The organism is Streptomyces sp. NPDC021115 (assembly GCF_044333065.1).
Lineage (GTDB): Bacteria > Actinomycetota > Actinomycetes > Streptomycetales > Streptomycetaceae > Streptomyces.
On record NZ_JBIRQF010000023.1, the window covers coordinates 51,306 to 75,600 of the forward strand.

The 24,295-nt window shown below is 71.4% G+C and carries 22 protein-coding genes and 2 pseudogenes; 10 read left to right on the top strand and 14 right to left on the bottom strand.

Translation table 11 applies throughout. The features are described from left to right. Positions 1-40: 40 nt before the first annotated feature. Positions 41-2,374, top strand: a complete 2,334-nt coding sequence (locus tag ACH4TL_RS40035) for an ATP-binding protein (RefSeq protein ID WP_398328765.1) — start codon at positions 41-43, stop codon at positions 2,372-2,374. Between the two features lie 9 nt (positions 2,375-2,383). Here ACH4TL_RS40035 and ACH4TL_RS40040 read toward each other — a convergent pair whose 3' ends face one another. The 4 genes and pseudogenes from ACH4TL_RS40040 to ACH4TL_RS40055 form a co-directional block, all read right to left on the bottom strand. Next, positions 2,384-2,845: an SRPBCC family protein gene (locus ACH4TL_RS40040; RefSeq protein WP_398328762.1), complete on the bottom strand. Its 462-nt coding sequence runs from the start codon at positions 2,843-2,845 to the stop codon at positions 2,384-2,386. 680 nt (positions 2,846-3,525) lie between these two features. Further along, positions 3,526-3,705, bottom strand: a pseudogene (locus ACH4TL_RS40045) (hypothetical protein); the annotation flags it as partial. Between the two features lie 227 nt (positions 3,706-3,932). Next, positions 3,933-4,472, bottom strand: a complete 540-nt coding sequence (locus ACH4TL_RS40050; protein ID WP_398328758.1) for a CYTH domain-containing protein — start codon at positions 4,470-4,472, stop codon at positions 3,933-3,935. Positions 4,473-4,942: 470 nt separating this feature from the next. Beyond that, positions 4,943-5,269, bottom strand: a complete 327-nt coding sequence (locus ACH4TL_RS40055; protein WP_398328755.1) for a hypothetical protein — start codon at positions 5,267-5,269, stop codon at positions 4,943-4,945. Positions 5,270-5,504: 235 nt separating this feature from the next. Between ACH4TL_RS40055 and ACH4TL_RS40060 the strand changes: the two genes are divergently transcribed. Then, a complete protein-coding gene (locus tag ACH4TL_RS40060) occupies positions 5,505-6,356 on the top strand; it encodes a helix-turn-helix domain-containing protein (protein WP_398328753.1) in 852 nt (283 codons plus the stop codon). Between the two features lie 11 nt (positions 6,357-6,367). Then, positions 6,368-6,577, top strand: coding sequence for a DUF397 domain-containing protein (locus tag ACH4TL_RS40065; protein WP_398328750.1), 210 nt, complete (start codon positions 6,368-6,370; stop codon positions 6,575-6,577). Positions 6,578-6,589: 12 nt separating this feature from the next. Here ACH4TL_RS40065 and ACH4TL_RS40070 read toward each other — a convergent pair. From ACH4TL_RS40070 to ACH4TL_RS40105, 8 genes and pseudogenes are all read right to left on the bottom strand, one after another. Next, positions 6,590-6,861 (bottom strand): annotated as a pseudogene (locus ACH4TL_RS40070) (glyoxalase/bleomycin resistance/dioxygenase family protein); the annotation flags it as partial. A gap of 5 nt (positions 6,862-6,866) precedes the next feature. After that, complete coding sequence (locus ACH4TL_RS40075) at positions 6,867-7,313, bottom strand: PIN domain-containing protein (protein ID WP_398328747.1); 447 nt, start codon at positions 7,311-7,313, stop codon at positions 6,867-6,869. After that, positions 7,310-7,576: a hypothetical protein gene (locus tag ACH4TL_RS40080; RefSeq protein ID WP_385446193.1), complete on the bottom strand. Its 267-nt coding sequence runs from the start codon at positions 7,574-7,576 to the stop codon at positions 7,310-7,312. The genes ACH4TL_RS40075 and ACH4TL_RS40080 overlap by 4 nt, the downstream gene beginning before the upstream one ends. A 67-nt stretch (positions 7,577-7,643) precedes the next feature. Continuing rightward, positions 7,644-9,074 carry a purine-cytosine permease family protein gene (locus ACH4TL_RS40085; RefSeq protein WP_398328744.1) on the bottom strand — a complete coding sequence of 477 codons (1,431 nt, stop codon included), beginning with the start codon at positions 9,072-9,074 and terminating at the stop codon, positions 7,644-7,646. A 7-nt stretch (positions 9,075-9,081) separates the two neighbouring features. Next, on the bottom strand, positions 9,082-10,020 hold the full coding sequence (locus ACH4TL_RS40090; RefSeq protein ID WP_398328741.1) for an ABC transporter substrate-binding protein: 939 nt from the start codon (positions 10,018-10,020) through the stop codon (positions 9,082-9,084). Between the two features lie 27 nt (positions 10,021-10,047). Beyond that, on the bottom strand, positions 10,048-10,725 hold the full coding sequence (locus ACH4TL_RS40095) for an ABC transporter permease (RefSeq protein WP_398328738.1): 678 nt from the start codon (positions 10,723-10,725) through the stop codon (positions 10,048-10,050). 1 nt (position 10,726) lies between these two features. Then, positions 10,727-11,368, bottom strand: coding sequence for an ABC transporter permease (locus tag ACH4TL_RS40100; RefSeq protein ID WP_398328735.1), 642 nt, complete (start codon positions 11,366-11,368; stop codon positions 10,727-10,729). Beyond that, a complete protein-coding gene (locus ACH4TL_RS40105; RefSeq protein WP_398328909.1) occupies positions 11,365-12,465 on the bottom strand; it encodes an ABC transporter ATP-binding protein in 1,101 nt (366 codons plus the stop codon). The genes ACH4TL_RS40100 and ACH4TL_RS40105 overlap by 4 nt, the downstream gene beginning before the upstream one ends. 163 nt (positions 12,466-12,628) lie before the next feature. Between ACH4TL_RS40105 and ACH4TL_RS40110 the strand changes: the two genes are divergently transcribed. From ACH4TL_RS40110 to ACH4TL_RS40120, 3 genes are all read left to right on the top strand, one after another. After that, positions 12,629-14,239, top strand: coding sequence for an aromatic amino acid lyase (locus tag ACH4TL_RS40110; RefSeq protein WP_398328732.1), 1,611 nt, complete (start codon positions 12,629-12,631; stop codon positions 14,237-14,239). Continuing rightward, complete coding sequence (locus ACH4TL_RS40115) at positions 14,239-15,165, top strand: MurR/RpiR family transcriptional regulator (protein WP_398328729.1); 927 nt, start codon at positions 14,239-14,241, stop codon at positions 15,163-15,165. Before ACH4TL_RS40110 ends, ACH4TL_RS40115 begins: the two co-directional genes overlap by 1 nt. Before the next feature lie 89 nt (positions 15,166-15,254). Then, a complete protein-coding gene (locus ACH4TL_RS40120; protein ID WP_398328726.1) occupies positions 15,255-15,818 on the top strand; it encodes a hypothetical protein in 564 nt (187 codons plus the stop codon). A 69-nt stretch (positions 15,819-15,887) separates the two neighbouring features. Here the strand turns inward: ACH4TL_RS40120 and ACH4TL_RS40125 are convergent, their stop codons facing one another. Further along, a complete protein-coding gene (locus ACH4TL_RS40125; protein WP_398328723.1) occupies positions 15,888-17,249 on the bottom strand; it encodes a diaminopimelate decarboxylase in 1,362 nt (453 codons plus the stop codon). 147 nt (positions 17,250-17,396) lie between these two features. Here ACH4TL_RS40125 and ACH4TL_RS40130 point away from each other — a divergent pair, with 147 nt between their 5' ends. Beyond that, positions 17,397-18,581 carry an RNA-guided endonuclease InsQ/TnpB family protein gene (locus tag ACH4TL_RS40130; RefSeq protein ID WP_398328720.1) on the top strand — a complete coding sequence of 395 codons (1,185 nt, stop codon included), beginning with the start codon at positions 17,397-17,399 and terminating at the stop codon, positions 18,579-18,581. A 185-nt stretch (positions 18,582-18,766) separates the two neighbouring features. Here the strand turns inward: ACH4TL_RS40130 and ACH4TL_RS40135 are convergent, their stop codons facing one another. Further along, a complete protein-coding gene (locus ACH4TL_RS40135; RefSeq protein ID WP_398328717.1) occupies positions 18,767-19,792 on the bottom strand; it encodes a zinc-binding dehydrogenase in 1,026 nt (341 codons plus the stop codon). A 153-nt stretch (positions 19,793-19,945) separates the two neighbouring features. On the opposite strand from ACH4TL_RS40135, the gene hutU reads away from it, so the two are divergent. The 3 genes from hutU (at position 19,946) to ACH4TL_RS40150 (ending at position 24,272) form a co-directional block, all read left to right on the top strand. Next, positions 19,946-21,607, top strand: coding sequence for a urocanate hydratase (gene hutU / locus ACH4TL_RS40140; protein ID WP_398328714.1), 1,662 nt, complete (start codon positions 19,946-19,948; stop codon positions 21,605-21,607). Between the two features lie 92 nt (positions 21,608-21,699). Beyond that, on the top strand, positions 21,700-22,899 hold the full coding sequence (locus tag ACH4TL_RS40145) for an allantoate amidohydrolase (protein WP_398328906.1): 1,200 nt from the start codon (positions 21,700-21,702) through the stop codon (positions 22,897-22,899). After that, entirely contained in the window at positions 22,896-24,272 is a 1,377-nt protein-coding gene (locus tag ACH4TL_RS40150; RefSeq protein WP_398328903.1) for a formimidoylglutamate deiminase, read from the top strand. The genes ACH4TL_RS40145 and ACH4TL_RS40150 overlap by 4 nt, the downstream gene beginning before the upstream one ends. Positions 24,273-24,295: the final 23 nt, after the last annotated feature.

Consider the following 24,295-nt stretch of genomic DNA (forward strand, 5'->3'; position numbering starts at 1 on the left):
TCACGGAACGCATTCCGAACTGTCCGGGTCCGCAGGGGACGTGGTCCAGGCCCGGGACATCAGCGGAGGTATCCACTTCCACCAGAGCGGCCGCTCCGACCAGCCCAAACCGCGGCAACTGCCCGGGGACGTCCGCGGGTTCGTCAACCGGGGCCAAGAGCTGGGACGGCTCGACGCCATCCTGGCCGACGAGCGCGGTGACACCGGGGAAGACCTTTCCGTCTCGGTCTGCGTCCTCGCCGGGACCGCGGGCGTCGGCAAGACCTCGCTGGCGCTGCGCTGGGCGCACCGCGCGAAGGACCGGTTCCCGGACGGCCAGCTGTATGTGAACCTGCGGGGTTACGACCCGGGCGCACCGGTCACCCCGCAGGAGGTGCTGCACCGGTTCCTCTCGGCCCTGGGCGTACCGGCGGCGGCGATTCCGGCGGACCCGGAGGCGGGTGCGGCGCATTTCCGGTCGCTGCTGGCCGGGCGCAGGATGTTGGTCATCCTGGACAACGCGGCCACGGTGGGCCAGGTCAGGCCGTTGCTTCCGGGCACCGTGGGGTGCTTGGTGATCGTGACCAGCCGGAGCAGGCTGTCGGGGCTGGCCGTCCGCGACGGGGCGCACACACTGACGCTGGGCACGCTGGACGAGTCGGAAGCCATCGCTCTGCTGAGCGTTGTCACCGCCGCCCACCGGCCCCAGGACGACCGGGACCAGCTCGTCGAGTTGGCCCGGTTATGCGCCCGCCTTCCGCTGGCCCTGCGCATCGCGGCGGAGCGGGCCGCCAGCCGCCCGAGAATGGGGCTGGACGACCTCATAAGAGATCTGCGCGACGAATCAGCCCTGTGGGACGCCCTGAGCGTGGGGGACGACGAGGAAGCCGAGGCGGTGCGTACCGTGTTCGCTTGGTCCTATCGGGCGCTGCCCGCGGAGGCGGCGCGTCTCTTCCGGCTGCTCGGGCTGCATCCGGGCGCCGAGTTCGGCACCGGGGCCGCCACCGCTCTGGACGGGGGCGCGGGCACGGGCCGGGTGCGGCATCTGCTGGACGTTCTGGCCGGGGCCCATCTGCTGGAGCAGACCGGGCCCGACCGCTACGAGTTCCACGACCTGCTGCGCGCCTACGCGGCCGACCAGGCGCGGCACGAGGAGTCGGCCGAGGGCCGCGAGGCGGCGTTGCGCCGGGTGCTGCTCTGGTATCTGCACTCCGCGGACGCCGCTCAGACCTGGATCAACCCGCAAGAGGCCCACATCCCGCTGGAACCCCTGAGCGCGGGCGTCACCGCGGCGTCCTTCCCGGACTACGACGAGGCCATGCGGTGGTACGAGGCGGAGCGCGGCAATCTGCTGGCCGCGACGCGCGCCGCCGAGGACGCCGGGCTCGATGTGATCGCCTGGCAGCTTCCCGCGGTGCTGCGGAGCGTGCACATGCTCCTCAACCCGTTCGAGGAGTGGCTCGCCATGAGCCGGATCGGGCTGGGCGCGGCGCGCCGGGTGGGTGACCGTACGGCGGAGGCCGAGCTGCTGGAGAGCCTCGGGATGGCCTGCACGCAGTCCCATCGCCTGGCCGAGGCGGCGGAGTACCACCAGGGCGCCCTCGCCGCCCGGCGGGAGACGGGGGACCGTCTCGGGCAGGCGCTGTCCCTGAACGACATCGGGCTGATCCACTTGCGGGGACGTCGGCTGGAGGCGGCGAAGGAACACTTCGAACAGGCCGCCACCCTGTTCCGGGAGTTGGAGGCCGCCCACTGGGAGGCCGTCGTCCTGTCGAACCTCGCCGAGGTGACGTACGAGCTGGCTCAACTGGACGAGGCGTCCGACTTTGTCCACCGGGCCCTGGAGGCGCACCGCGAGCTGGGCAACCAGGGCGGCGAGGGCAATGCGCTGCGCATCCTGAGCGCCGTTCAGCGGGACCTCGGACAGCCGGGGGAGGCGCTGCGGTCCGCCCAGGACGCGCTGGACATCGCCCTCACCCACCGCAACCACATGTGGGAGGGGTACTGGCTGCTGGAGCTGGGCCGGGCGCAGTTGGCGAACGGTGCACCGCACGACGCTCTGGTCTCGTTCCAGCGGGCGGCCTCGCTCCAGCGCCGCCTCGGCGACCGGGCGCGGGAGGCGCGGGCGTGGGACGGCGCGGGGGAGACGTACCGGCGGCTCGGGCGTCCGGCGGAGGCGGCCGACTTCCACCGCCGCGCCGCGACGGCCCACCGCGAGCTGGACGACCTGTGGCACACGGCGCTCGCCCTCGACGGCCTCGCCGGTGCGCTGCGCGAAGCGGACGAGACGGAGGAGGCGCGGCGGCACTGGGCGGAGGCCCTGCGCGTGCTCGCCCCCTACGACGACCTGCGGGCGGCCGCTCTGCGTGAGCGCATCACCGTCGCCCTCGCGTGACGCGGCCCGTCAGGGGTGCGAGGGCTCCACGGTGTTCGCCAGTGCCTCCAGCGTCCGTTCCATCGTCCAGCGATTTCGAGCTGAGCGGCGGCCCAGGCCGGTGGTGACCACCGAGGTCACCTTGTAGAACACGCTGCGCCGATCGAAAGTCCGCTGTGTGACCTCGCACCCGCCCTCGCGCGGGACGATCTCGAACTCCCAGGCCGCGACCGGCCGACCAGCCGCCTTCACGTCGAACGCGAAGCGCTTCCCGGGATCGGCCGCGGTGACGGTGCAGATCGTGCTCCACTTCACCCAAGGGCGCCGGTTGTGCCCGCGGAACGTCGATCCGACCGCGCCCGGCTCGCCGTTCAGCCACTCGGCTCCGGTGGCCTCAGGGCTCCATTCCCCTATCCGGGTCACGTCGGCGACCAGTTCGTACACGTCTCGGGGATCAGCGGCCATCATGCGCCGCGCCTCGACAGTGGCCACGAAAAACACTCCTCGACTTCTCGCTTCCACGCCGTGAGACGTGCCCAAGTCCTGGCCGTCGCAAGGAAGAAGCACTCTTCAGGTGACGAAGCGTATCGCTGGCGAACTGTGAAAGGTGCGGCCATGCTCTGTCAGGTGAACTGGCAAAAGTCGACGTTGGGGCAGCCTGGTTTCGGCTGCCCCACCTCGGTTCATGCCAATTTCAGCATTCTCCGCGCCACCTGACGCTGTACGCGACGAGTTGACGAGGGGCGTTCCATTGGTATTGCCCGGGCCCTGGGTTGTAGTGGAAGCAGGACGTAGCGGTGGCGTCACCTTCGTACCAGTAGGTCAGGTCGACGTGATCCGCGCCGGGGAAGCTGTATCCGTTGTTGAACACCCTGACGAAAGCCGCTTGTCCGCTCCAGTTTCCTGCCGTGTGCAGCGTCCTGTTGCCGTTCGCGTCCCAGGCGCAGAAGTACCCTTTTTCGCAGCCGGGCGGGTTGGGCTCCGCGGCTGCCGTGGGAGCGAAGCCCACCACTCCGCCGAGCGCCGCTGCCGATGCTGCCACGCCTAAAATGCTCTTGCGCACTCTGATACTCCTCGTTCCGTGTGAGGTCATACGAGTTCCAGGAGCGACGTTCGGTCGGCAGTGTGTAATCCGCGAGCAGGGCAGGCAATAGGAATTGCAGCATCCGGTAGACGGCCGGGGCCACGGTCGCGACAGCGGTGATCTGGAGGTTCGCGCCGAGCCACAGCGTGGACTGGCTGAAGGCGGCGCCGTGCCGCTCCGCGTGGGGGACGACGTCGATCGAGCGCCGCTCGACCTTGGTGTCGGCCTTGGCACTGCGGATGACGGGAACGGGTGCATGCGCTGCCACGGCCCGGATGCGGCACTCGGCCTTGGGCGCCGCGCTGTAGGTCAGCCCGCGGTCGGGAGCGGCCCAGGGCTTCATGGCATGGCGCTGGCTCATGAACCGTCGGCTATGCCGAGAACATCAAATCGGCCGGGATGCGGGCCGGAAGGAAGTCGGCGCCATTGGTCTTCAGGTCGTGCATCGGGCTCCCTCCATCGTCCCGGCCGACGCCCGTCGGCCGGGAGCCTCGGCTACGCGAACCGCAGGTCGGTGATCGCGTACAGGTCGATGCCGTACAGGTCGTAGACCTTGGTCGTGTTGACCGACGTCAGGCGGTCGCGGTCGAAGCCCAGTGCTTCGGCCGCGGCCCACACCTGCGGCTCGTCGTCCGCCTCGATCTCCAGGTACGGCGGAATGAGGGGCCACTCGTCGACCTCCAGGCGCACGGCGCCGAGCGTGTAGGAGGTGCGCCGGTTCTCCTGGTAGCTGCGCGGCATCAACCCCATGAGGCCGAGCAGCGCGTTTGTCTCCTCGAAGTTGTCGACCGTGACCTCGGTCTCGTGGGTACCGTCGACCGCATCGGTGGAGATCTGCTTGACGCACAGGGTCGTCACGGCCCCGGTGTCACGCAGGCGCACCCACCGGCCGGGGACGGCCGGGATGGTGTCGTAGACGTACCGGCGCATCAGCCGCGGCTCGGCTTGGCGCACCCCGCCCGCCTCGACGATGAGCCGCTCCATTTTCGTCGGGTTGATGTCCAGGGCCTTTGCTTCGAATTCGATGCCTGCCACGGGTCTCCGTTCGGTAGGTGCTGCTGTAGCGAACGATTGTCGGGGGCGGGAGCACCGTTCGGCCGCAGGGATCGCTGAGGGGGCATGCCTCGAAACTAGGAAGCCGCACCCAGCGCGCGCGAGGATCTTGCACCTTCTTGCGCACCTTCACCCGAGAGCGTCAATCGCCTTGGTGATCAACGCTCGGGCGTGGGTGCCATGAGCGGCCATGGAGGCAAACGCAGCGAAGGGTTCGCTCGTACTCGGCAATCTCCGGTGGCCGACTTCCACCGCCGCGCTGCGGCGGCCCACCGGGGGCTGGACGACCTGTGGCACGCGGCGCTCTCCCCCGACGGCCTCGCCGGTGCGCTGCGCGAGGCGGACGAGGCGGGGGTGCACTGGGCGGAGGCCGGTGTGCGCTCGCCTCCTACGACGACCCCCGGGCGGCGGCTGCGCGACGCGTCACCGCCGCCCTCGCGTGGTGCGGCCGGTCAGGTGCGCTCGGCGCGGTCGAATGCGGCGGCTTTGGACGGCGCCAGCCAGACGAGCCGCGCGGCCTGGAGGGAGCCATCAGGCCGGGGGCCGAAGTACCGGATTGCCCGCTCGGGTGAGTTGAGGACGAGCTGTCGTGTGCCGTCCACGCTGGCCACGCGTACGGCTCCGTCGTCGAACGCTAAGCCCCAGGCGGCGATGACGCCGTCCCGTAGCCCTGGTTCCACGTCGTACTCCTGGACCACGGCGAAGAGTCTCGGTGCGAAGTCGATGACGAGGTCGCACAGTTCCTTGTCGAAGGTGTCGGGGGTGTCGGGCGTCTCCATATGAGCCTCCGAGAGGTGCTTGCCGCCCCTTCGGGCATGCCGGTGCCAGGGCAGGGGGCATGGAGGGGGCGGTACGCTTCCGGCTTGGCCGGTCATCCTTGGGTGATGAGCGCGTCACTCAGGGTATGTCATAAGGTTAATCCGTATCAACCTTATGACTAAGCCGGTTGGAACTCGTTGGACCGCCGCGTGGGGGCGCGAGAGACTGTTCGACCGGGCCAGGAGGGGAAGACGCATGCCACCCAGGAACAGCCCCACGGCGCGTCAGCAGCGTCTGGGCGCCGAGCTGCGGAAGATGCGCGAAGCGGCCGGTATGACGGCACGTGAAGCCGCTGACCTGCTCGGGGCCAACGCGATCCAGATGAGCCAGATCGAGACGGGCAAGGCTGGCGTCAGCGAGGAACGTCTGAGGCGGATCGTGTCCCAATACGCATGCCTTGACACGCGATTGGTGGACGCGCTGGTCGGTATGGCGGCGGAGCGCGCCAAGGGCTGGTGGGAATCGTATCGAGGCACGCTCGCGCACGGCGCGCTGGACCTGGCCGAACTGGAGCATCACGCCACGTATATGCGTACGCTCCAAGCGGCCTATGTGCCCGGTCTGCTTCAGACCGAGAACTACGTTCGGGCTCTCATGGCCTACGGCGTTCCCGAACCGCCGCTGGAGCAGCTCGAAGCGCTGGTTTCCTTCCGCCTGCGGCGTCGAGAAGTCCTGCAACGAGATGGGGCGTCTCGCTTCGAGGCGATCATTCACGAGGCCGTGCTGCGAACGCGAGTCGCTGACCGGAAGGTCGCCCGCGAGCAGCTTTCCTTCATCTTGGAGCAGTCCGAGCGGCCGAACGTGACCATCCGGGTGATCCCCTTCGACGTGGACGGTTTCGGCGGAGCCGGGGCGTCCATGCTCTACGTGGGCGGCCCCGTACCCAAGCTCGACACCGTGCAACTCGATGCCTGGCACGGTTCGCTGTGGATGGACGCGGAGTCGCAACTCGCCAGGTACCGCGCGCTGCTCGACAGGGCAGCGCTCTCCTCTTTGGCGGTGGAGGAATCGCGAGACTTCATCCACCGCATCACACAGGAACTGTGAAAGGTCTAGCCGTGGTCAGCTCTGGATTCTGGCGTAAGTCTTCGTTCTCCGGCACCAATGCGGAAAACCACTGCGTGGAACTCGCCGCCCAAGACGGCAAGATCTCACTGCGTGAGAGTGACGACCCGGCGGCGGTCGTCACCACCACCCCCGCCTCGCTGGGGATCTTCATACGCACCGCCAAGCGCGGTGCCCTCGATCACCTGGCCCGGTCTCGGTGACACGCCACGGCGCTATAAGGCTCGGCTTGCGCAGCAGGCGTCGGCGGTTTCGAGTGCCGCGCTCTTGCTCGTCTGGTCGGCGTCGCCCTTCTCCACGTAGACCTCCCAGGGCTCTGGAGGGCGTAGCAGCACGAGGTGTCGTTCTCCTCGAAGGTGGCGGATCCGGCGTCTTGAGGCGGTCGGTGGCGGCCGTGACCCGGTCGGCGGAAGTGAGCGATCAGGATGAGCTTCAGCGGCGGCTCGGTGATCGCGAAGTTGGCATAGCCGGGGCGGCGCTTGGCGGGCCTCGTCAGACCTTCTCGACTCGCACGGGGTGTCCCGCGAGGAGTTGATTCATGTCGTCGGTGTCGGAGGTGAAAAGGGTCGCCTGAGCTCCCTTCGCGGCTTCCTGCCCGGCCACAGCCGCCAGAACGGCGTCGATGGCGTACTTGTGCCCATGCAGCCCGGCTGCCTTCAGCATGTCGCGCGCCATGGCGATCACCCGGTCGTCCGTGTGCACGACGCGGATCCGGGACAGCGTCCAGTCCCACAGTGCCTGCCGCGACGTCTCGCGCGGGTCCCATGCCTCCACGATCGTGAGCGCCGAGGTGACGATCGGGATGTCGAGCCGCGGAGCCGTCTTGATCAGCGCACCCATCTCCCGGTCACCCCGCACCGCCCCGGAGAGGGCTTCGGAATCAAACACGAAGACGCGCTGTCGCGGCCGAACCGGCTTCGCTCGGGCAGTGCGGCTCACGCAGCCTCGCCCGAATGGGATCGCTGCTCGTCATGCCAGCCGTCGATGGCGGCGATGCGGTCCAGCGCTGCTTGCTGCTCGTCGTCCGTTACGGCGCCGTGCTCTTCTTCGAGGCGCTCGGCCAACTCGTGCAGCCGGTCCATGGCGTCTTGATGGGCGGCGGCGGCGGCGATGTAGCTGGACACTCCACGCGCGTCGACGCGCTCCTTGATGGATTCCACCAGCTCTTCCGGCACGGTGATGGTAATCTTCCGGGTTGCCATACTTTGAGTATGCCATGTTTGGGGAGGCGCGGCCTGCCTGGGCAGCACAGGACCGGTGCGGTCCGGCTCACTCCGGCTCGGTGACGTATGGACGGCCGGGCGCCGGTTCCCGGATGAGGATCATGCGGTCCGGGAGGTGGTGGGTGTCGCGGCGGGCCAGGAGCCAGTAGAGGGCGGCGGGGGCGGCCAGGCCGATGAGCCAGGAGATGTCGGCGCCGCCCAGCGGGGTGACGAGGGGGCCGGTGTAGAAGGTGGTGGACAGGAAGGGGAGTTGCGCGAGGACGCCGAGGGCGTAGGCGGACAGGGCCTTCCAGCGCCAGGCGCCGTAGCGGCCGTGGGGGTCGCTGAGCGCGGGGATGTCGTAGCGCTCGCGCGCGATGGCGTAGTAGTCGACGAGGTTGATCGCGCTCCACGGGGTGAAGAAGGTCAGCAGGAACAGCAGGAAGTCCTTGAAGGAGGACAGGAAGCTGTCCTTGCCGAGGAGGGCGACCGCCGTTCCCGCGACCATGATCCCGGCGATGTAGGCGGTCCGGCCGCGCGGGGAGAGGGTGGCCTGGCCGCGGAAGCCGCTGACGCTGGTCACCATCGACATGAAGCCGCCGTAGGTGTTCAGGACGTTGATCGTCAGTTTGCCCAGCGCGATGACGAAGTAGAGCAGCGAGGTGATCACGGCCGCGCCGCCGCCGAGGCCGACGACGTAACTGACCTCGTGGCCGATGAAGGCGTCGCCGGCCGCCGCGGCGGCGAGGGCGCCGAAGGTCATGGACCACTGGGAGCCGAGGACGGTGCCCGCGAGGGTCCAGGAGAAGGTGGCCCTGGCGGAGGTGGCGCGCGGCAGGTAGCGGGAGTAGTCGGCGACGTACGGACCGAAGGCGAGCTGCCAGGAGGCGGAGAGCGACACCGCGAGGAGGAAGAGCGGGAAGTCGAAGCTCCGGTCGTGGAGGAGGGCGGCCAGGTCGGCGCGGTCCAGCAGCCGGGCGCCCAGGTAGACGAAGGCGACGGCGCAGACGGCCCCCGCGATCCGGCCCAGGGTGTGGATCAGGCGGTAGCCGACGGCGGCGGCCACGGCGGTGAGCAGGGCGAAGAGGACGATGCCGGTCGTGTCGCCGAGGTGGGTGAGTTCGCCGACGGCCTGGCCCGCCAGCACGCTGCCGCTGGCGAAGAAGCCCACGTACATGACGATGACCAGCAGCAGCGGGACGATCGCGCCGCGGACCCCGAACTGGGCCCGGGAGGAGATCATCTGGGGGAGGCCGAGCCGTGGTCCCTGGGCGGAGTGGAGCGCCATGACCGCCCCGCCGAGGACGTTGCCGACCAGCAGGGCGATGACGGACCAGAAGGCGCCCACGCCGAAGACCACGGCCAGGGCGCCGGTGACGACGGCGGTGATCTGGAGGTTGGCGCCCAGCCACAGGGTGAACTGACTGAAGGCGGTGCCATGGCGCTCCGCGTCGGGGACGACGTCGATCGAGCGCGTCTCGACCAGGGGTGTGGGCATAGGCCCGCTACTTCTTCGCGAGGCCGTGGTCGGCGGCCCAGTTGGCGGCCACCTCGTCCGGGTCCTTCTTCTCCTTGTCGACGAGCTTGTTGAGCTTGGCCAGCTCATGGGTGGTCAGGGCGACGCCCAGCTTGGCCAGGGCCTTGCGGACCTTGGTGTCGGCCTTGGCGCTGCGGATGACGGGGACGATGTGCTGGGCGGGGATGAGGGCCTTGGGGTCGGCGAGGATGACCCAGCCGTTGCCCTCGATGTCGGGGTCGGTGGAGAAGAGGTTGGCGACGTCGACGTCGCCCTTCTTCAGGGCGCCCTTGACCAGGGGGCCTGAGGCGTCGAGGGCCTTGAACTCCTTGAAGGTGACGCCGTAGCGGTTCTTGAGGCCGACCAGGCCGACGACGCGGTTCTTGTCCTCAGCGGGGCCGCCGAAGACGAGCTTGCCGTTCTGCTTCTTGAGGTCGGAGAAGCTGCGCAGCCCGTACTTGTCGGCGGTTTCGCCGGTGACGCAGAAGACGTCCTTGTCCTCGGCGGCCGCGTACGAGAGGGCTTCGAGGCCGGAGGGGAGGGCGACGGTCAGGGCGTTCTGGAGGTCGCCCGCCTGGGTCTGGGGGGCCTTGTCGTCGAAGTAGAGGAGCAGATTGCCCTGGTACTCGGGCAGCAGGTCGATGTCGCCCTGGCGGAGGGCGGGGAGGACGATCTCGCGGGAGCCGAGGTTGGGGCGGACGCTCGCCTTGACGCCCGCTCCCTTCAGGGCCTCGGCGTAGAGGTAGCCGAGGAGCTGGTTCTCGGTGAAGTTGGCGGTGCCGATGACGAGGCCGCCCGCGCTGCTGCCGCCGCCCCCGCCGCCGTCCGCGCCGTCGCCCTTGAGGGAGGTGATGCCGCCGCTGCACGCGGCGAGGGTGGGCACGGAGGCTCCGGCGAGCAGTCCGCCGAGCAGTTTCCTGCGGTTCATGGGTCGGGTCTCCTTGGGGCCGTGTCGTCAGTGTGCTTGGGAGGGGGCGGGGCGGTTGCGGAAGAGCAGGCGTTGTACGGAGGCCAGGGCCAGATCCAGGGCGATGGCCAGGATGGCGACCAGTACCGCGCCGCCCAGCACCTGCACGAGGTCGCGCTGGGCGAGCCCGTCGAAGACGTAGCGGCCGAGGCCGCCGAAGCTGACGTACGCGGCGATGGTGGCGGTGGCGACGACCTGGGTGCAGGCCAGCCGCAGCCCGGTCATGATCAGGGGCAGGGCGAGCGGGAGCTCGACCTGGAAGAGCAGCTGGTGCCAGCGCATGCCCTGGCCGCGGGCCGCGTCCCGCACCTCGGGGTCGACGGCGGCCATGCCCGCGTAGGTGTTGGTGACGATCACGGGGACCGCGAGGGCGACCAGCGAGACGTAGACCGGCCACATGCTCAGCCCGCTGGCCAGGAAGACCAGGGTGACCAGGCCGACGGTGGGCAGCGCGCGGCCGAAGCCGGAGATGTTGATGGCGAGGAACGCGCCGCGCCCGGTGTGGCCGATGAGCAGTCCCACGGGGAGGGCGATGAGGGCGGCGACGACGGTGGCCAGCAGGGAGTACTGGAGGTGCTCCAGGAGGCGGGTCGCGATGCCGTCCGGGCCGGACCACTGGGCGCCGCTGGTGAGCCAGACGCCGAGGTTCTTCAGCAGTTCGATCATGTCAGGCACGCCTCCTCAGCCAGGGGGTGCACAGCCACTGGATGGCGACCAGGACGGCGTCCGCGACCAGGGCGAGCAGCAGGGACAGGACGACTCCGGCGACGACCGGGGTGGGGTAGTTGCGCTGGAAGCCGTCGGTGAACAGCTGGCCGAGGCCGCCGTAACCGATGTAGCTGGCCACGCTGACCAGGGAGATCGCCATCACGGTTGAGACCCGTACGCCCGCCATGATCACCGGGAAGGCGAGCGGCAGCTCGACCGTGAGCAGGGTGCGCAGCGGGCGCGCGCCCATCGCGGTGGACGCCTCGCGCGCCTTGGCGGGGACGCTGTCCAGGCCCTCGACGGTGTTCCGGAGCAGCACGGTCAGGGTGTAGATCGTGAGGCCCGTGATCGCGGTGGTGCGGGTGAGGCCGGTGATCGGCAGCAGCAGCACGAAGATCGCGATCGAGGGGATGGTGAAGAGGACGTTCGACAGCCCGAGGAGGACGCCGCGCAGCGCCCGTACGCGATGCGCGACGACCGCCAGCGGCACCGCTATCAGCAGCCCGAAGAGGACGGCTGGTACGGCGGTGGAGAGGTGGTCGAAGGTGAGCGTGGTGAGGTCGTCCACGTGGTCGGGGAACCAGCCCCAGTCGACGGTCATGCGGTCACGCTCGCGTCGGGGTCAGGAGCCTGCGGGGTATCCGTACGGCCCGCCTCGGCGTGGCGGCGGCCCGCGTGCTCGTGGATGCGGTCGCGCCCGGTGACCCCGGTCAGCACGCCGTCCGCGTCCACCCGGGCGACCAGCCCGGCGGGGGAGGCCAGCGACTCGTCGAGGGCGGCGAGCAGCGAGTCGCCGTCGCGCAGCGGGCGTACCGGCAGCAGCGGCGCGTTGTCGCCGTCCGGCCCCTCGGTGTCGCGCCAGCCCAGCGGCTCGCCGCTGCCGGAGGTGACCAGCCGCCAGCGGCCCTCGCCGTCGCGGGGCGCGGGCTCCTGCGGAACGTCGGCCAGGGTCGACAGCGAGAGCAGCTTCAGTCCGCGCTCGGCGCCGAGGAAGCCCGCCACGAAGTCGTCCGCGGGGGAGGCCAGCAGTTCGGCCGGGGGCGCGCACTGCACCAGATGGCCGCCGGTGCGGAAGATCGCTATCCGGTCGCCGAGACGGACCGCCTCGTCGATGTCGTGGGTGACGAAGACGACCGTCTTGCGCAGCTCGCTCTGGAGCCGCAGCAGCTCGTTCTGGAGCTGGGTGCGGACGACGGGGTCGACCGCGCCGAACGGCTCGTCCATCAGCAGCACCGGCGGATCGGCGGCCAGCGCCCTGGCCACGCCGACGCGCTGCTGCTGACCGCCGGAGAGCTGGTGCGGGTAGCGCTTGCCGGAACCGGCGGGCAGCCCGACCAGCTCCAGCAGCTCGGCGGCGCGCGCCCGCGCCTTGCGACGGCCCCAGCCCAGCAGCAGCGGGACGGTCGCGATGTTGTCCAGGATCGTGCGGTGCGGGAAGAGTCCCGCCTGCTGAATGACGTATCCGATGCCGCGCCGCAGCTCGGCGGCGTCGGCCTCCAGGACATCACGGCCGCCGACGCTCACCGTGCCGCTGCTCGGCTCGACCATGCGGTTGACCATCCGGAGCGTGGTGGTCTTGCCGCAGCCGGAGGATCCGACCAGGACGGTGATGTCTCCCTCGGGTAGTTCGAGGTTGAGATCGTCGACGGCGGTGGTGCCGTTCGGGTAGTGCTTGCTGACGTGCTTGAAGCTGATCATCCGCTTCCCCTTGCCCTGCCTGCATATAGTCATGCACAGTCATAGTCGAGTGAATAGAAGTCAATAGGTGTGCGTTAATCGCCGGTTACTTCTGCTCGCAATATGGGACGAAAGCGCGTGGCGGCTAGCCCGAAAAGGGTGCGTTCGGAAGGGGTTGCCCTGGATGGTGTCTCACATGCTGGATTCGACGGCGCCTGCCGCGGGTGCTGCCGCGGCGACCGCCGGGGCGGGCGGCCCCGGCCCCACCGGGCCGCGGATCACGCTCGACGGCCACAGCCTGCGCGTCGCCGACGTCGTGCGTCTGGCCGACCGCAGAAACCTACCCTCCGCCCCCGACCCCGCCGCCCTCGCCCTCGCCGAACGCGCCTGGGAGACCGCGGACCGGCTCTCCGCGACCGGACGGGTCTACGGCCGCTCCACCGGCGTCGGCGCCAACCGCACCGAGGACGTCGGCCCCGGCGCCGACCACGGCCTGCGGCTGCTGCGCAGCCACGCCGGGGCCATCGGCGCCCCGCTGCCCGGCCGCGAGGTCCGCGCCATGATGGCCGTCCGCGCCAACCAGGTGCTCGCGGGCGGCGCCGGGCTGCGCCCCTCCGTGGTCACCTCGCTCGTCCAGGCACTGGACGCCGGCGTCCACCCCGTGGTCAACGAGTTCGGCGCGGTCGGCACCGGCGACATCGCCGCGCTCGCCCAGGCCGGGCTCGCCCTCGTCGGCGAACACCCCTGGGACCTCGCCGACGCCGCTCCCGGCGGCCGGGCCCCCGACCCCATCACCCTCGACAGCAACGACGCCCTCGCGCTCATCAGCAGCAACGCGCTCACTCTCGGCCAGGCCGCGCTCGCCCTCGCCGACCTGCGGCGACTGCTGTCCGCCTCGCTCCCCGTCGCCGCGCTCTCGCTGATCGCGGTCGGCGGCTCGTACGAGGCGTACGCCGAACCCGTCCAGCTCGCCCGCCCCCACCCCGGCTCCCTCCGCGCCGCCGCCCTCATACGGGCCCTCCTCGGCGCCCCGGCCCGGCCCACCCCGCCGCTCGGCCGCATCCAGGACCCGTACGGCTTCCGCTGTCTGCCGCAGATCCACGGTCCGGCGCTGGACGCCGCCGACGCGCTGGAGCGGGTGCTGACCGTCGACGTCAACGCCGCCGCCGAGAACCCGCTGATCAGTTCCGAGGACGAGGCCGCCTACCACAACGGCAACTTCTACGTCGCGCACGCCGCCCTCGCCCTCGACCACTTCCGGCTCGCCGCCCTCCAGACCGCCCGGCTGTCCACCGCCCGGCTCGCCGCGCTCAGCGAACCCGACTTCACCCGGCTGCGCCCCTTCCTCGGCGACCCCGCGCCCGCCAGCTCCGGTGTGATGATCCTGGAGTACGCGGCGGGCGCGGCCCTCGGCGAGATGCGGGCCGTCTCCCACCCCGCCTCCCTCGGCCACGCCGTGCTCTCGCGCGGCGTCGAGGAACAGGCCAGCTTCGCCTCGCTCGGCGCCCGCCAGACGCTGCGCGTGGCCGACCACTACCGGCAGGTGCTGGCCTGCGAACTGGTCGCGGCGGTGCGGGCGCTGCGGCAGCGCGGCCTGGAACCGGAGCCGGACGTACCGGCGGCTGCCGCGTACGCGCTGGCGGCGGAAGTTCTCGATCCGCGGATGGAGGACCGGCCGTTGACGGAGGATGTGGCCGATGCGGTGGGTCTGCTGGACTCGCTGGCCGAGGTGTGCGAGGGCGTTGAGCCTGCTGAGGCTCGTGATGGTGCCGTGGCTGAGGGGCAGGAGGACTGATGGGTACGGACAACGGGGTGGCGGATGTGGCGGGTGCGGCTGATGCGGCTGGCACAGCGGATGTGAACGGTGCGGCCGGTGCGGTGAACGCGGGCAGCGCCGCCCGCCTCCAGGCGCTGTTCGAGGGCCACCGCCTCACCCCCACCCAGCGCCGCATCGCCCACTGCATGGTGCGGCGGGCGGCCGATGCCCCGTTCCTCTCCAGCGTCGAACTCGCCGAACTCGCCGGGGTCAGCCAGCCCTCCGTGACCCGCTTCGCCGTCGCGCTCGGCTTCGACGGCTACCCCGCGCTGCGCAAGCACCTGCGCGACGTCGCCCCCGCCGCCGACGAGCGGGCCGCAGGGGACGGGGCGTACAACGAGTACCAGCAGGCCGTGCAGTCCGAGATCGACAACCTGCGCCACCTCGCCGCGCTGCTCGCCGACCCCGAACCGGTGATGCGGGCCGGGCGGCTGCTCGCCGCCTCCCGCCCGCTGCCGGTCCTCGGCCTGCGCGCCGCCTCCGCCCAGGCGAGGGGCTTCACGTACTTCGCGCACAAGGTCCACCCCGACGTCAGGCTGCTGGACGAGGGCGGCACGATGCTCGCCGACCGCATCGACGCCGCCCACCGAGCGGGCGCCACCGCCCTGCTGTGCTTCGCCCTGCCGCGCCATCCGCGGGAGGTCGTGGAGGGCCTGGAGTACGCGCACGAAACCGGCCTGACCGTCGTCACCGTCGCCGACAGCGCCTTCGCCCCGGTCGCCCGCCACAGCGATCTGCTGCTGCCCGCGGCCGTCGGGACGGGGCTGGCCTTCGACACCGCGTGCGCGCCGATGCTGCTGGGGCGGGTGCTGCTGGAGGCCATGTGCGACGCGCTGCCGGAAGCGCAGGCGCGGCTGGAGGAGTTCGACGCGCGGGCGGCCGCGCGCGGGCTGTTCGTGGAGTAGGTCCCCGGGAGCCGCCCCGTCTCACCGAATTCTCAGCCACCCTGACTACAGTCCGCGCTCGATGGCCTGAGACGTCGAGGAGGTCGGCAGTGGCAGGACGCGGTACGCATGCGCTGATACGGGTCGCCGTGATCGTACGGGCCCCCGCCGGGTGGTTGTGGTGGCCGGGCGTCCTGGCCACGGGCATCGGGGCGCTGATCCCCGGCCTCACCGGACGCCGCATCGGGCTGCTGGCCGGGGCGGCGCTCTTCCTGCTCGCGGCCGCGGCCGTCCTCGTCGTACGGCGGGGCCGGTATCTGACGCTCGCCCAGGAGGCCACCCGCGCGGGCACGTCGGTGTTCCTCCAGGACCGCGCGGTGACCCTGCGGAACCGCCGCCGCGCCCTGCGGTGGTGGCTGCTGCTTGCCTTCCTGGCCGCTGTCGGCTCGTCCTTCGCCGTCCCGGCGGCGGGCGGTCTGCTGCTGGCGGGCCTCGGCGCGGGGCTGTGGGCGAAGGCGCTGTGGCTGGGCCGCTGGGAGCGCGCGCACGACGCTTTGCTGTGGGTACGGACGGACTGGGTCCCCCGGGGCCGCCCGGCGGGCCCCGCCGTCCGCGCCTACGAGACGACGGGCCCGGCGGCGGGCGACGCGGCCCCGGGCGGCGCGAAACGGTGACCCCTGGCGGGGTGCGGGTGGGTGCGCTGTGCGTCCGGTGGGTGGTGCCGCCGTCGGCGGCTTTCCGGGCTACAGGGCCGTCAGGCCCTCGGCCTCCGCGCCGCCGCTCTCGGCCACGATCTCCGCGACCGTCTGCGGCTTCCGGACCTCCGCGAAGCGGACGCCGTCGTCGCCGGGTGCGAATCCGTATACGCCCGGCCTGGGCAGGCTGTTGTACGCGAAGTGGTTCGAGAAGTAGTACGCCCCCGTGTCCAGCAGCCCCACCAGGTCGCCCGCCGCCAGCTCCGGCAGGGCCCGGTTCTCGGCCACCAGGTCGCCCGCGAAGCAGCACGGCCCGGCGATGTCCTGGGTGACCGGGCCGCCGGGGCCGGTGCGCTTGGGGCGGCCTTCCGCGTCGTACGTGGCGATCCGCAGGGGCCAGGAGGTGGGGGCGAAGACCGTACGGGTGGCCAGTTGGGCGCCCGCGTGCGTCACGGCGATCGGGCGGCCACCGGCGGACTTCGCGTATTCGACGCGCGCCAGCACCACCCCCGACTTGGCGATCAGGGACCGCCCGAACTCGGTGACCAGGCCGTACCGCCCGTCGAGGAGCCCGGGGACGGTGGTTTTCAGGAGCCGCGCGTACTCGTGGTAGCTGGGCGTGATCTCGTCGGAGGTGAAGTTCACCGGGAGGCCGCCGCCGATGTCGAGGGTGTCGATCTGGCGGCGGCCGATGGTCGCGTTGATCTCTTCGGCGAGTTCGTACGCGGCCTGGACGCCCGCCGCCATCAGCTCCAGCGGGCACCCCTGCGAGCCGACGTGGGCGTGCAGCCGGGTCAGCCAGGGGCGCTCGGCGAAGGCGCGTACGACCCAGTCGCGCGCCCCTACGTCGCGCAGCGCGACCCCGAACTTGGAGGTCTCCGTGGCGGTGCTGAGCGCGCCGATGCTGCCGCCGCCCACCTGCGGATTGACCCGCAGGCCCAGCGGGGAACGGGGCGTGGCCCCGTCCACGAGCGCGTCGAGACGGGCCAGCTCCTGCGGGTTGTCGGCGTTGAGGGCGATGCCGAGGGAGAGGGCTTCGCGCAGTTCGGCGGGGGTCTTGGCGGGGGAGTCGAGGACGATGCGGCCGGGGCCGAGCCCGGCGGCCCGGGCGAGGGCCAGCTCACCGGGGCTGGCCACCTCGCAGCCCAGCCCCTCGTCGGCCAGCAGCCGCAGGACGGGGACGAGCGCGGCGGCCTTCACGGCGAAGGCGTGCAGCACGGGCGTACCGGGCGCCACGACCTCGTCGAAGGCCGCCCGCAGCTCGGCGGCGGCGGCGCGGATGCCGGTGACGTCGAGCAGCCCCACGACGGGCTGCTCGGGGCCGAGCAGCCCCTGCTCGACGGCGGCGCGCACGGCCCGCTCCCGCCGTTCGACGGCGCTGGCCGGGGCCTGAACGGGGTTCGGCGTCATGTGAATCCTCCGAGGAACCCCCGTGTCTTCAGCCGGGGGAGGAACGGGTCCTGTGGAGCCGGGCAGGAGAAGGCTTTCCACGGCGCAGTGGAACGGGGTCCCATGTTGGCCCATGTGCTCACATACCCGCATGTTACTGTGTGAACCATGGCTGGCCACGTGAAGCGGGCTTATCGGTACCGCTTCTACCCGTCAAACGTGCAGGCGACGGAACTGTCGCGCACATTCGGGTGCGTGCGGAAGGTCTACAACATGGCCCTCGCCGCCCGCACGCAGGCGTGGGCACGCCAGGAGCGGGTCACCTACAGTCACACGTCGGCCATGCTGACGGCGTGGAAGAAGACCGAGGAACTGGCGTATCTCAACGAGGTGTCGTCGGTTCCGCTCCAGCAGGCCCTACGACACCTCCAAACGGCGTTCACCAACTTCTTCGCCAAGCGGGCCCAGTACCCTCATCTCAAGTCGAGGAAGAAGTCGCGGAAGAGTGCGGAGTACACCACTTCCGCGTTCCGGTTCCGGGACGGTCAGCTCACCTTGGCCAAGATGGCCGAGCCGCTGAACATCGTGTGGTCCAGGCCCTTGCCTGCCGGGGCCACCCCGTCGACGGTGACGGTTTCGCAAGACAGCGCGGGCCGGTGGTTCGTGTCCCTGCTGTGCGAGGACCCTGCGGTGGCTCCATTTCCCGCCGCCGAGTCGGCGGTCGGTGTGGACTTGGGCTTGGATCACTTGCTGACCCTGTCCACCGGGGAGAAGGTCACCAACCCCCGTTACGAGCGCCGCGACCGCGCGCGGCTGGCAAAGGCTCAGCGGAACCTCGCGCGCAAATCCAGGGGTGAAGGATCGAACCGGGCAAAGGCCCGGCGCGCTGTCGCCCGGATTCATGCCCGAATCGCCGACCGCAGGCACGATTTGCTGCATAAGCTCACCACTCGACTCGTCCGCGAAAACCAAGTGGTCGTCATCGAGGACCTGACCGTTCGGAACATGGTGAAGAACGGTACGCTCGCCCGTGCCATTTCCGATGCGGCGTGGCGTGAGTTCCGCACGATGCTGGAGTACAAGGCCCGGTGGTACGGCCGCGAGGTGATCGTGGTGGACCGCTGGTTCCCCTCTTCCAGGCTGTGCTCGGACTGTGGCACGCTCGCCGAGGCGATGCCTCTGCACGTCCGTACCTGGACGTGCCGCGGCTGCGGCGCGACCCATGACCGGGACGTGAACGCGGCGAAGAACCTTCTGGCCGCCGGGCTGGCGGTGTCTGTCTGTGGAGCCGGTGTAAGACCCCAACGGAGAACTCCGGGCGGGCAGTCGGCGACGAAGCAGAAACCCCTGTAGCGCGAGCCATAGGAAGCCCCTCTTGAGGAGGGGGAAGCCAAGTCCTCAGCCAACCACCAGGGGGCAGCGTGGGGGGCGGATGCCGAGCTGTCGGCCCCAGGTCGTGCCACCGCTTGCGCGGCGTGGCGGCCGCCGGGCCGTCTTGGGTGAGGTGGGGGCCGACGACGGTGCGCTATCGCCGAGCCTCATAGCTCCACCAGCACCGCGCCCAGGTGGCGGCCCTCCAGCAACTCCACCAGCGCGCGCGGCGCTTCGCCGATGCCGGTCAGGCGGGTGTGCGGATACGTGATGGCGCCCTCGCGCAGCGCGCGGCCGAATTCGCGTACGTACGTCGGGGCCGCGTCCGGGTGGTCGTAGGCGCTGATGCCGCGGAGGGTGACGCCGCGGGCGATGAGGGCGAGGGTGCTGATCGGGGTGGTGGCGAGGGCGTCGTCGGACAGCTGGGCTGCGAGCGCGCCGACGAGGGCGAAGCGGGCCTTGCGGCGGGCCAGGGCGAGGGCGGCGCGCAGCTGCTCGCCGCCGACGGTGTCGAACAGGACGTCGATGCCGTCCGGGGCCGCCGCGCGCAGCTGCTCCTCGATGGGGCCCGCGCCGCGGATGACGGCCGCGTCGTAGCCCAGCTCCTCGATCAGCCGGTCGGCCTTCGCCCGGGAGCCGGTGGAGCCGATGACCCGCGTGGCGCCGTGGAGCCGCGCGAACTGCCCGGCCAGCGTGCCGACGCCGCCCGCCGCGCCGGTGACGAACACCGTGTCGCCGCGCCGCACCCCGGCGCCGCGCACCACGCCCAGCCAGGCGGTGAAGCCCTGGGAGAGGTACGCGGCGGGGTCGGGCAGGGCGTCGGGGTCGAGCGGGGGCGCCTCGGCCGGGTCGAGGACGGCGTACTCGCGCCAGCCCGCGTGGTGGCGGACGAGGGCGCCGCGGGTCAGGCCGGTGTCCGGCGGGGCGCTGATCACCTCGCCGAGGGCGGGCCCCCGCAGGACGTCGCCGACCCGGCTGCGCAGCTGCGGCAGGCCCAGGGCGCCGGGGTCGGCCGAGGTCAGGGGCCGCATGGCGGCGGCGACGCTCATCAGCCGGTTCCGTACGAGCACCTGGCCGGGGCCGGGGGTGGGGAGCGGGGCGGTGGCGACCTCGAAGTGGTCGGTGGTGAGCGGCCCTTCGGGCCGGGGCCGGGCGGCGAGGCGCACTTCGCGATGGGTGGCGGGGAGGGGCACGGCAGGACGCTAAGTGCTGGCGCCCGCGCCCCGCGCACGCCTCTCCGGGGAACCACTCGGGTGTATGCCGCAGCCGCCCCTATTGACTAGCTATATTCATCACAGTCAAGATGTGAATAACTCGATCCAGTCGATGGCAGGGAGGCATGGCCCATGTCAGGACCGCGACCCGTACGGGCCCCGCGAGGTACGGAGCTGACCGCCCGGGGTTGGCAGCAGGAGGCCGCCCTGCGGATGCTCCAGAACAACCTCGACCCGGAGGTCGCCGAGCACCCCGACAAGCTCGTCGTCTACGGCGGCACCGGCAAGGCGGCCCGCGACTGGCGTTCGTTCGACGCCATGGTCCGTACGCTGCGCACGCTGAAGCAGGACGAGACGATGCTCGTCCAGTCGGGCCGTCCGGTCGGCGTCATGCAGACCCACGAATGGGCGCCGCGCGTCCTGATCGCCAACTCCAACCTGGTCGGCGACTGGGCGAACTGGGAGGAGTTCCGCCGCCTGGAGGCGCTGGGCCTGACCATGTACGGCCAGATGACCGCGGGCTCGTGGATCTACATCGGCACGCAGGGCATCCTCCAGGGCACGTACGAGACGTTCGCGGCCGTGGCGGCGAAGAAGTTCAACGGGACGCTCGCCGGGACGATCACCCTCACCGCCGGTCTCGGCGGCATGGGCGGCGCCCAGCCGCTCGCGGTCACCATGAACGACGGCGTCGCGATCTGCATCGACTGCGACCCGCGCGCCATCGAGCGCCGCATCGAGCACCGCTATCTGGACGTGCGCGCCGACAGCCTGGACCACGCCCTCCAGCTCGCGACCGAGGCGCGTGACGCCCGCCGCCCGCTGTCCATCGGCGTGCTGGGGAACGCGGCCGAGCTGGTCCCGCGGCTGCTCGCGATGAACGCGCCGATCGACATCGTCACCGACCAGACCAGCGCCCACGACCCGCTGTCGTACCTGCCGATCGGCGTGGACTTCGACGAGATGGCGTCGTACGCGGCCGAGAAGCCCGCCGACTTCACCCGGCGGGCGCGCGAGGCGATGGCCCGGCACGTGGAGGCCATGGTCGGCTTCATGGACGCGGGCGCCGAGGTCTTCGACTACGGCAATTCGATCCGCGGCGAGGCCCAGCTCGCTGGCTTCGAGCGGGCCTTCGCCTTCCCCGGCTTCGTCCCCGCGTACATCCGGCCGCTGTTCTGCGAGGGCAAGGGCCCGTTCCGCTGGGCGGCGCTGTCCGGCGACCCGAAGGACATCGCGGCCACGGACAAGGCGATCCTCGACCTCTTCCCGGAGAACGAGTCCCTGGCCCGCTGGATCAAGATGGCGGAGGAGCGGGTCCACTTCCAGGGGCTGCCCGCCCGCATCTGCTGGCTCGGCTACGGCGAGCGCGACAAGGCGGGCGAGCGGTTCAACGAGATGGTTGCCGACGGGACGCTCGCCGCGCCCCTGGCCATCGGCCGCGACCACCTGGACTGCGGCTCGGTGGCCTCCCCGTACCGCGAGACCGAGGCCATGCTCGACGGCTCGGACGCGATCGCCGACTGGCCGCTGCTGAACGCCATGGTCAACGTCGCCTCGGGCGCCTCCTGGGTCTCGATCCACCACGGTGGCGGGGTCGGCATGGGCCGCTCGATCCACGCGGGCCAGGTGACGGTCGCCGACGGTACGCCGCTGGCGGCCGAGAAGATCCGCCGCGTCCTGACGAACGACCCGGGCATGGGCGTGATCCGCCACGTGGACGCGGGCTACGACCGAGCGGACGAGGTAGCGGCGGAGCGAGACGTCCGCATCCCCATGAGGGAGTCGGGAGAGTGACTGTTGTGGGCAATCGTCCCGCTGGGCGGGACGGGTGGGCACAACCCACCCACGCACCCGCAGCCGCCCGTGAAACCCCGTCGTTCCACGAGATGTGGCGCGACCTGGCCCCCATCGGCCGCCACGCGGAGACCGGCGGCTACCGCCGCTACGCCTGGACCGGCGCCGACACCGACTGCCGCGCCTGGTTCCAGGCACAGGCGGAAACCCGCGGCCTGACCTACGAGCTGGACCGCAACGGCAACCAGTGGGCCTGGCTCGGCGACCCCACCGCGGGCGACGCCATCGTCACCGGCTCCCACCTGGACTCCGTCCCTGACGGCGGCGCCTTCGACGGCCCCCTGGGCGTCGTCTCGTCCTTCGCCGCCCTCGACGAGCTACGGGCACGCGGCGCGCGGCCCACCAAGCCGCTCGCCATCGTCAACTTCGGCGACGAGGAGGGCGCCCGCTTCGGCCTGGCCTGCGCGGGGTCCCGGCTCACCGCCGGGCAGCTCACCAAGGACCGGGCCCACGCCCTCCGCGACGCTGACGGGATCACGCTGCCGCAGGCCATGGAGCGCGCCGGGTACGACCCGGAGGCCATCGGCCCTGACCCGGAGCGGCTGGCCCGCATCGGCGCGTTCGTGGAGCTGCACATCGAGCAGGGCCGGGCCCTGGACGACACGACCGACGGCAAGGACACCCCCGTCGGCGTCGCGTCCGCGATCTGGCCGCACGGCCGCTGGCGGTTCGACTTCCACGGCGAGGCCAACCACGCCGGGACGACCCGTCTGGACGACCGCCGTGACCCCATGCTCACGTACGCGAACACCGTGCTCGCGGCCCGCAAGAAGGCCCGCCTCGCGGGGGCGCTCGCGACCTTCGGCAAGGTCGGCGTCGAGCCGAACGGGGTGAACGCGATCGCCAGCCTGGTGCGCGGCTGGCTGGACTCGCGGGCGCCCGACGAGGAGACCCTGGCCGCCGTCGTCGGCGAGATCGAGCGCGCCGCCGTCGAGCGCGGGCAGCGCGACGGAGTGGACGTCCGGGTCACCCGGGAGTCCTTCACGCCCGTCGTGGAATTCGCCCACGACCTCCGTGACCAGCTGTCGGGCCTGCTCGGCGGCGTTCCGGTGCTCCCCACAGGAGCCGGGCACGACGCGGGCATTTTGTCCGCGTCGGTTCCGACCGCCATGCTGTTTGTAAGGAACCCCACCGGCGTCTCGCACTCACCCGCGGAGACGGCGGGCGAGGACGACTGCCTCGCCGGTGTGGCCGCGCTCGCGCAGGTACTGGAGGGGTTGGCGTGTCACTGACGGCGCAGACCTACTGGGCGGAGTACGCCTGGCTGGACGGCCAGGTGGTGCCGGACGTGGTCATCGTGGTGGCCACGGACGGGCGGATCAAGGCCGTGCGGCCAGGGAGTCCCGCACAGCATCCGGCCGGTTCCGTGACGCTGCGCGGGCTGACCGTCCCCGGCCTGGCCAATGCCCACAGCCACGCCTTCCACCGGGCCCTGCGCGGCATCGTGCAGGCGGGCGCCTCGGCGAACCCGGGGGACGGCGCGGCGCCGGACTCGTTCTGGACCTGGCGCAAGGTGATGTACGAGGTGGCCGACCGGCTCACCCCGGACAGCTACTTCGATCTGGCCCGTGCCGTGTACGCCGAGATGGCCATGGCGGGCATCACCTGCGTCGGCGAGTTCCACTATCTCCACCACGCGCCCGGCGGCAGCCGCTACGGCAACGCCAACGCCATGGGGGAGGCGCTGATCGCGGCCGCGGCCGAGGCCGGTATCCGCATCACCCTCCTCGACACCTGCTATCTCTCCTCCGGTTTCGGCGCGGAGCCCGACGAGCACCAGCTGCGCTTCTCGGACGGCACGGCCGAAGCCTGGGCCGAGCGGGTCTCCGCGCTCAAGGGCGACGGCAACACCCGCATCGGCGCCGCCATCCACTCGGTGCGGGCCGTCCCCGTCGATCAGCTCGCGACCGTCTCCGGCTGGGCCGAGGGACAGGCGGCGCCCCTCCATGTGCACCTCTCCGAGCAGACCGCCGAGAACGACGCCTGCGTGGAGGCGCACGGCTTCACCCCCACCCGGGTGCTCGCCGACCACGGGGTGCTGGGCCCGCGCACGACGGCCGTGCACGCGACCCATCTCACCCCCGGCGACATCCGGCTGCTGGGCCACTCGGCCACCGGCGTGTGCATGTGCCCGACCACCGAGCGGGACCTCGCCGACGGCATCGGCCCGGCCGCCGAGCTGGACCGGGCGGGCTCACCGCTGTCCCTGGGCAGCGACAGCCACGCCGTGATCGACATCCTCGAAGAGGCCCGCGCGATGGAGCTGGACGAGCGGCTGCACACCCGCACCCGCGGCCACTGGACCGCCGCCCAGCTGCTGCGCGCCGCCACCGCCGACGGTCACGCCGCGCTCGGCTGGGGCGCGGACACGGGCCGGATCGAGGTGGGCGCGCTCGCCGACCTCACCACGATCGCGCTGGACTCGGTCCGCACGGCGGGGCCGCCACCCCGGCTGGCCGCCGAGACGGCGATATTCGCGGCGACCAACGCCGACGTCCGGCACACCGTGGTCGGCGGCCGCCATGTCGTACGGGACGGGGCCCACCAGCTCGTCCCGCGCGTGCCCGAAGCACTGGCCGACGCCATCGCGGCCCTGCACGGCTGACCAGGCCCACCAGGCCGATCACG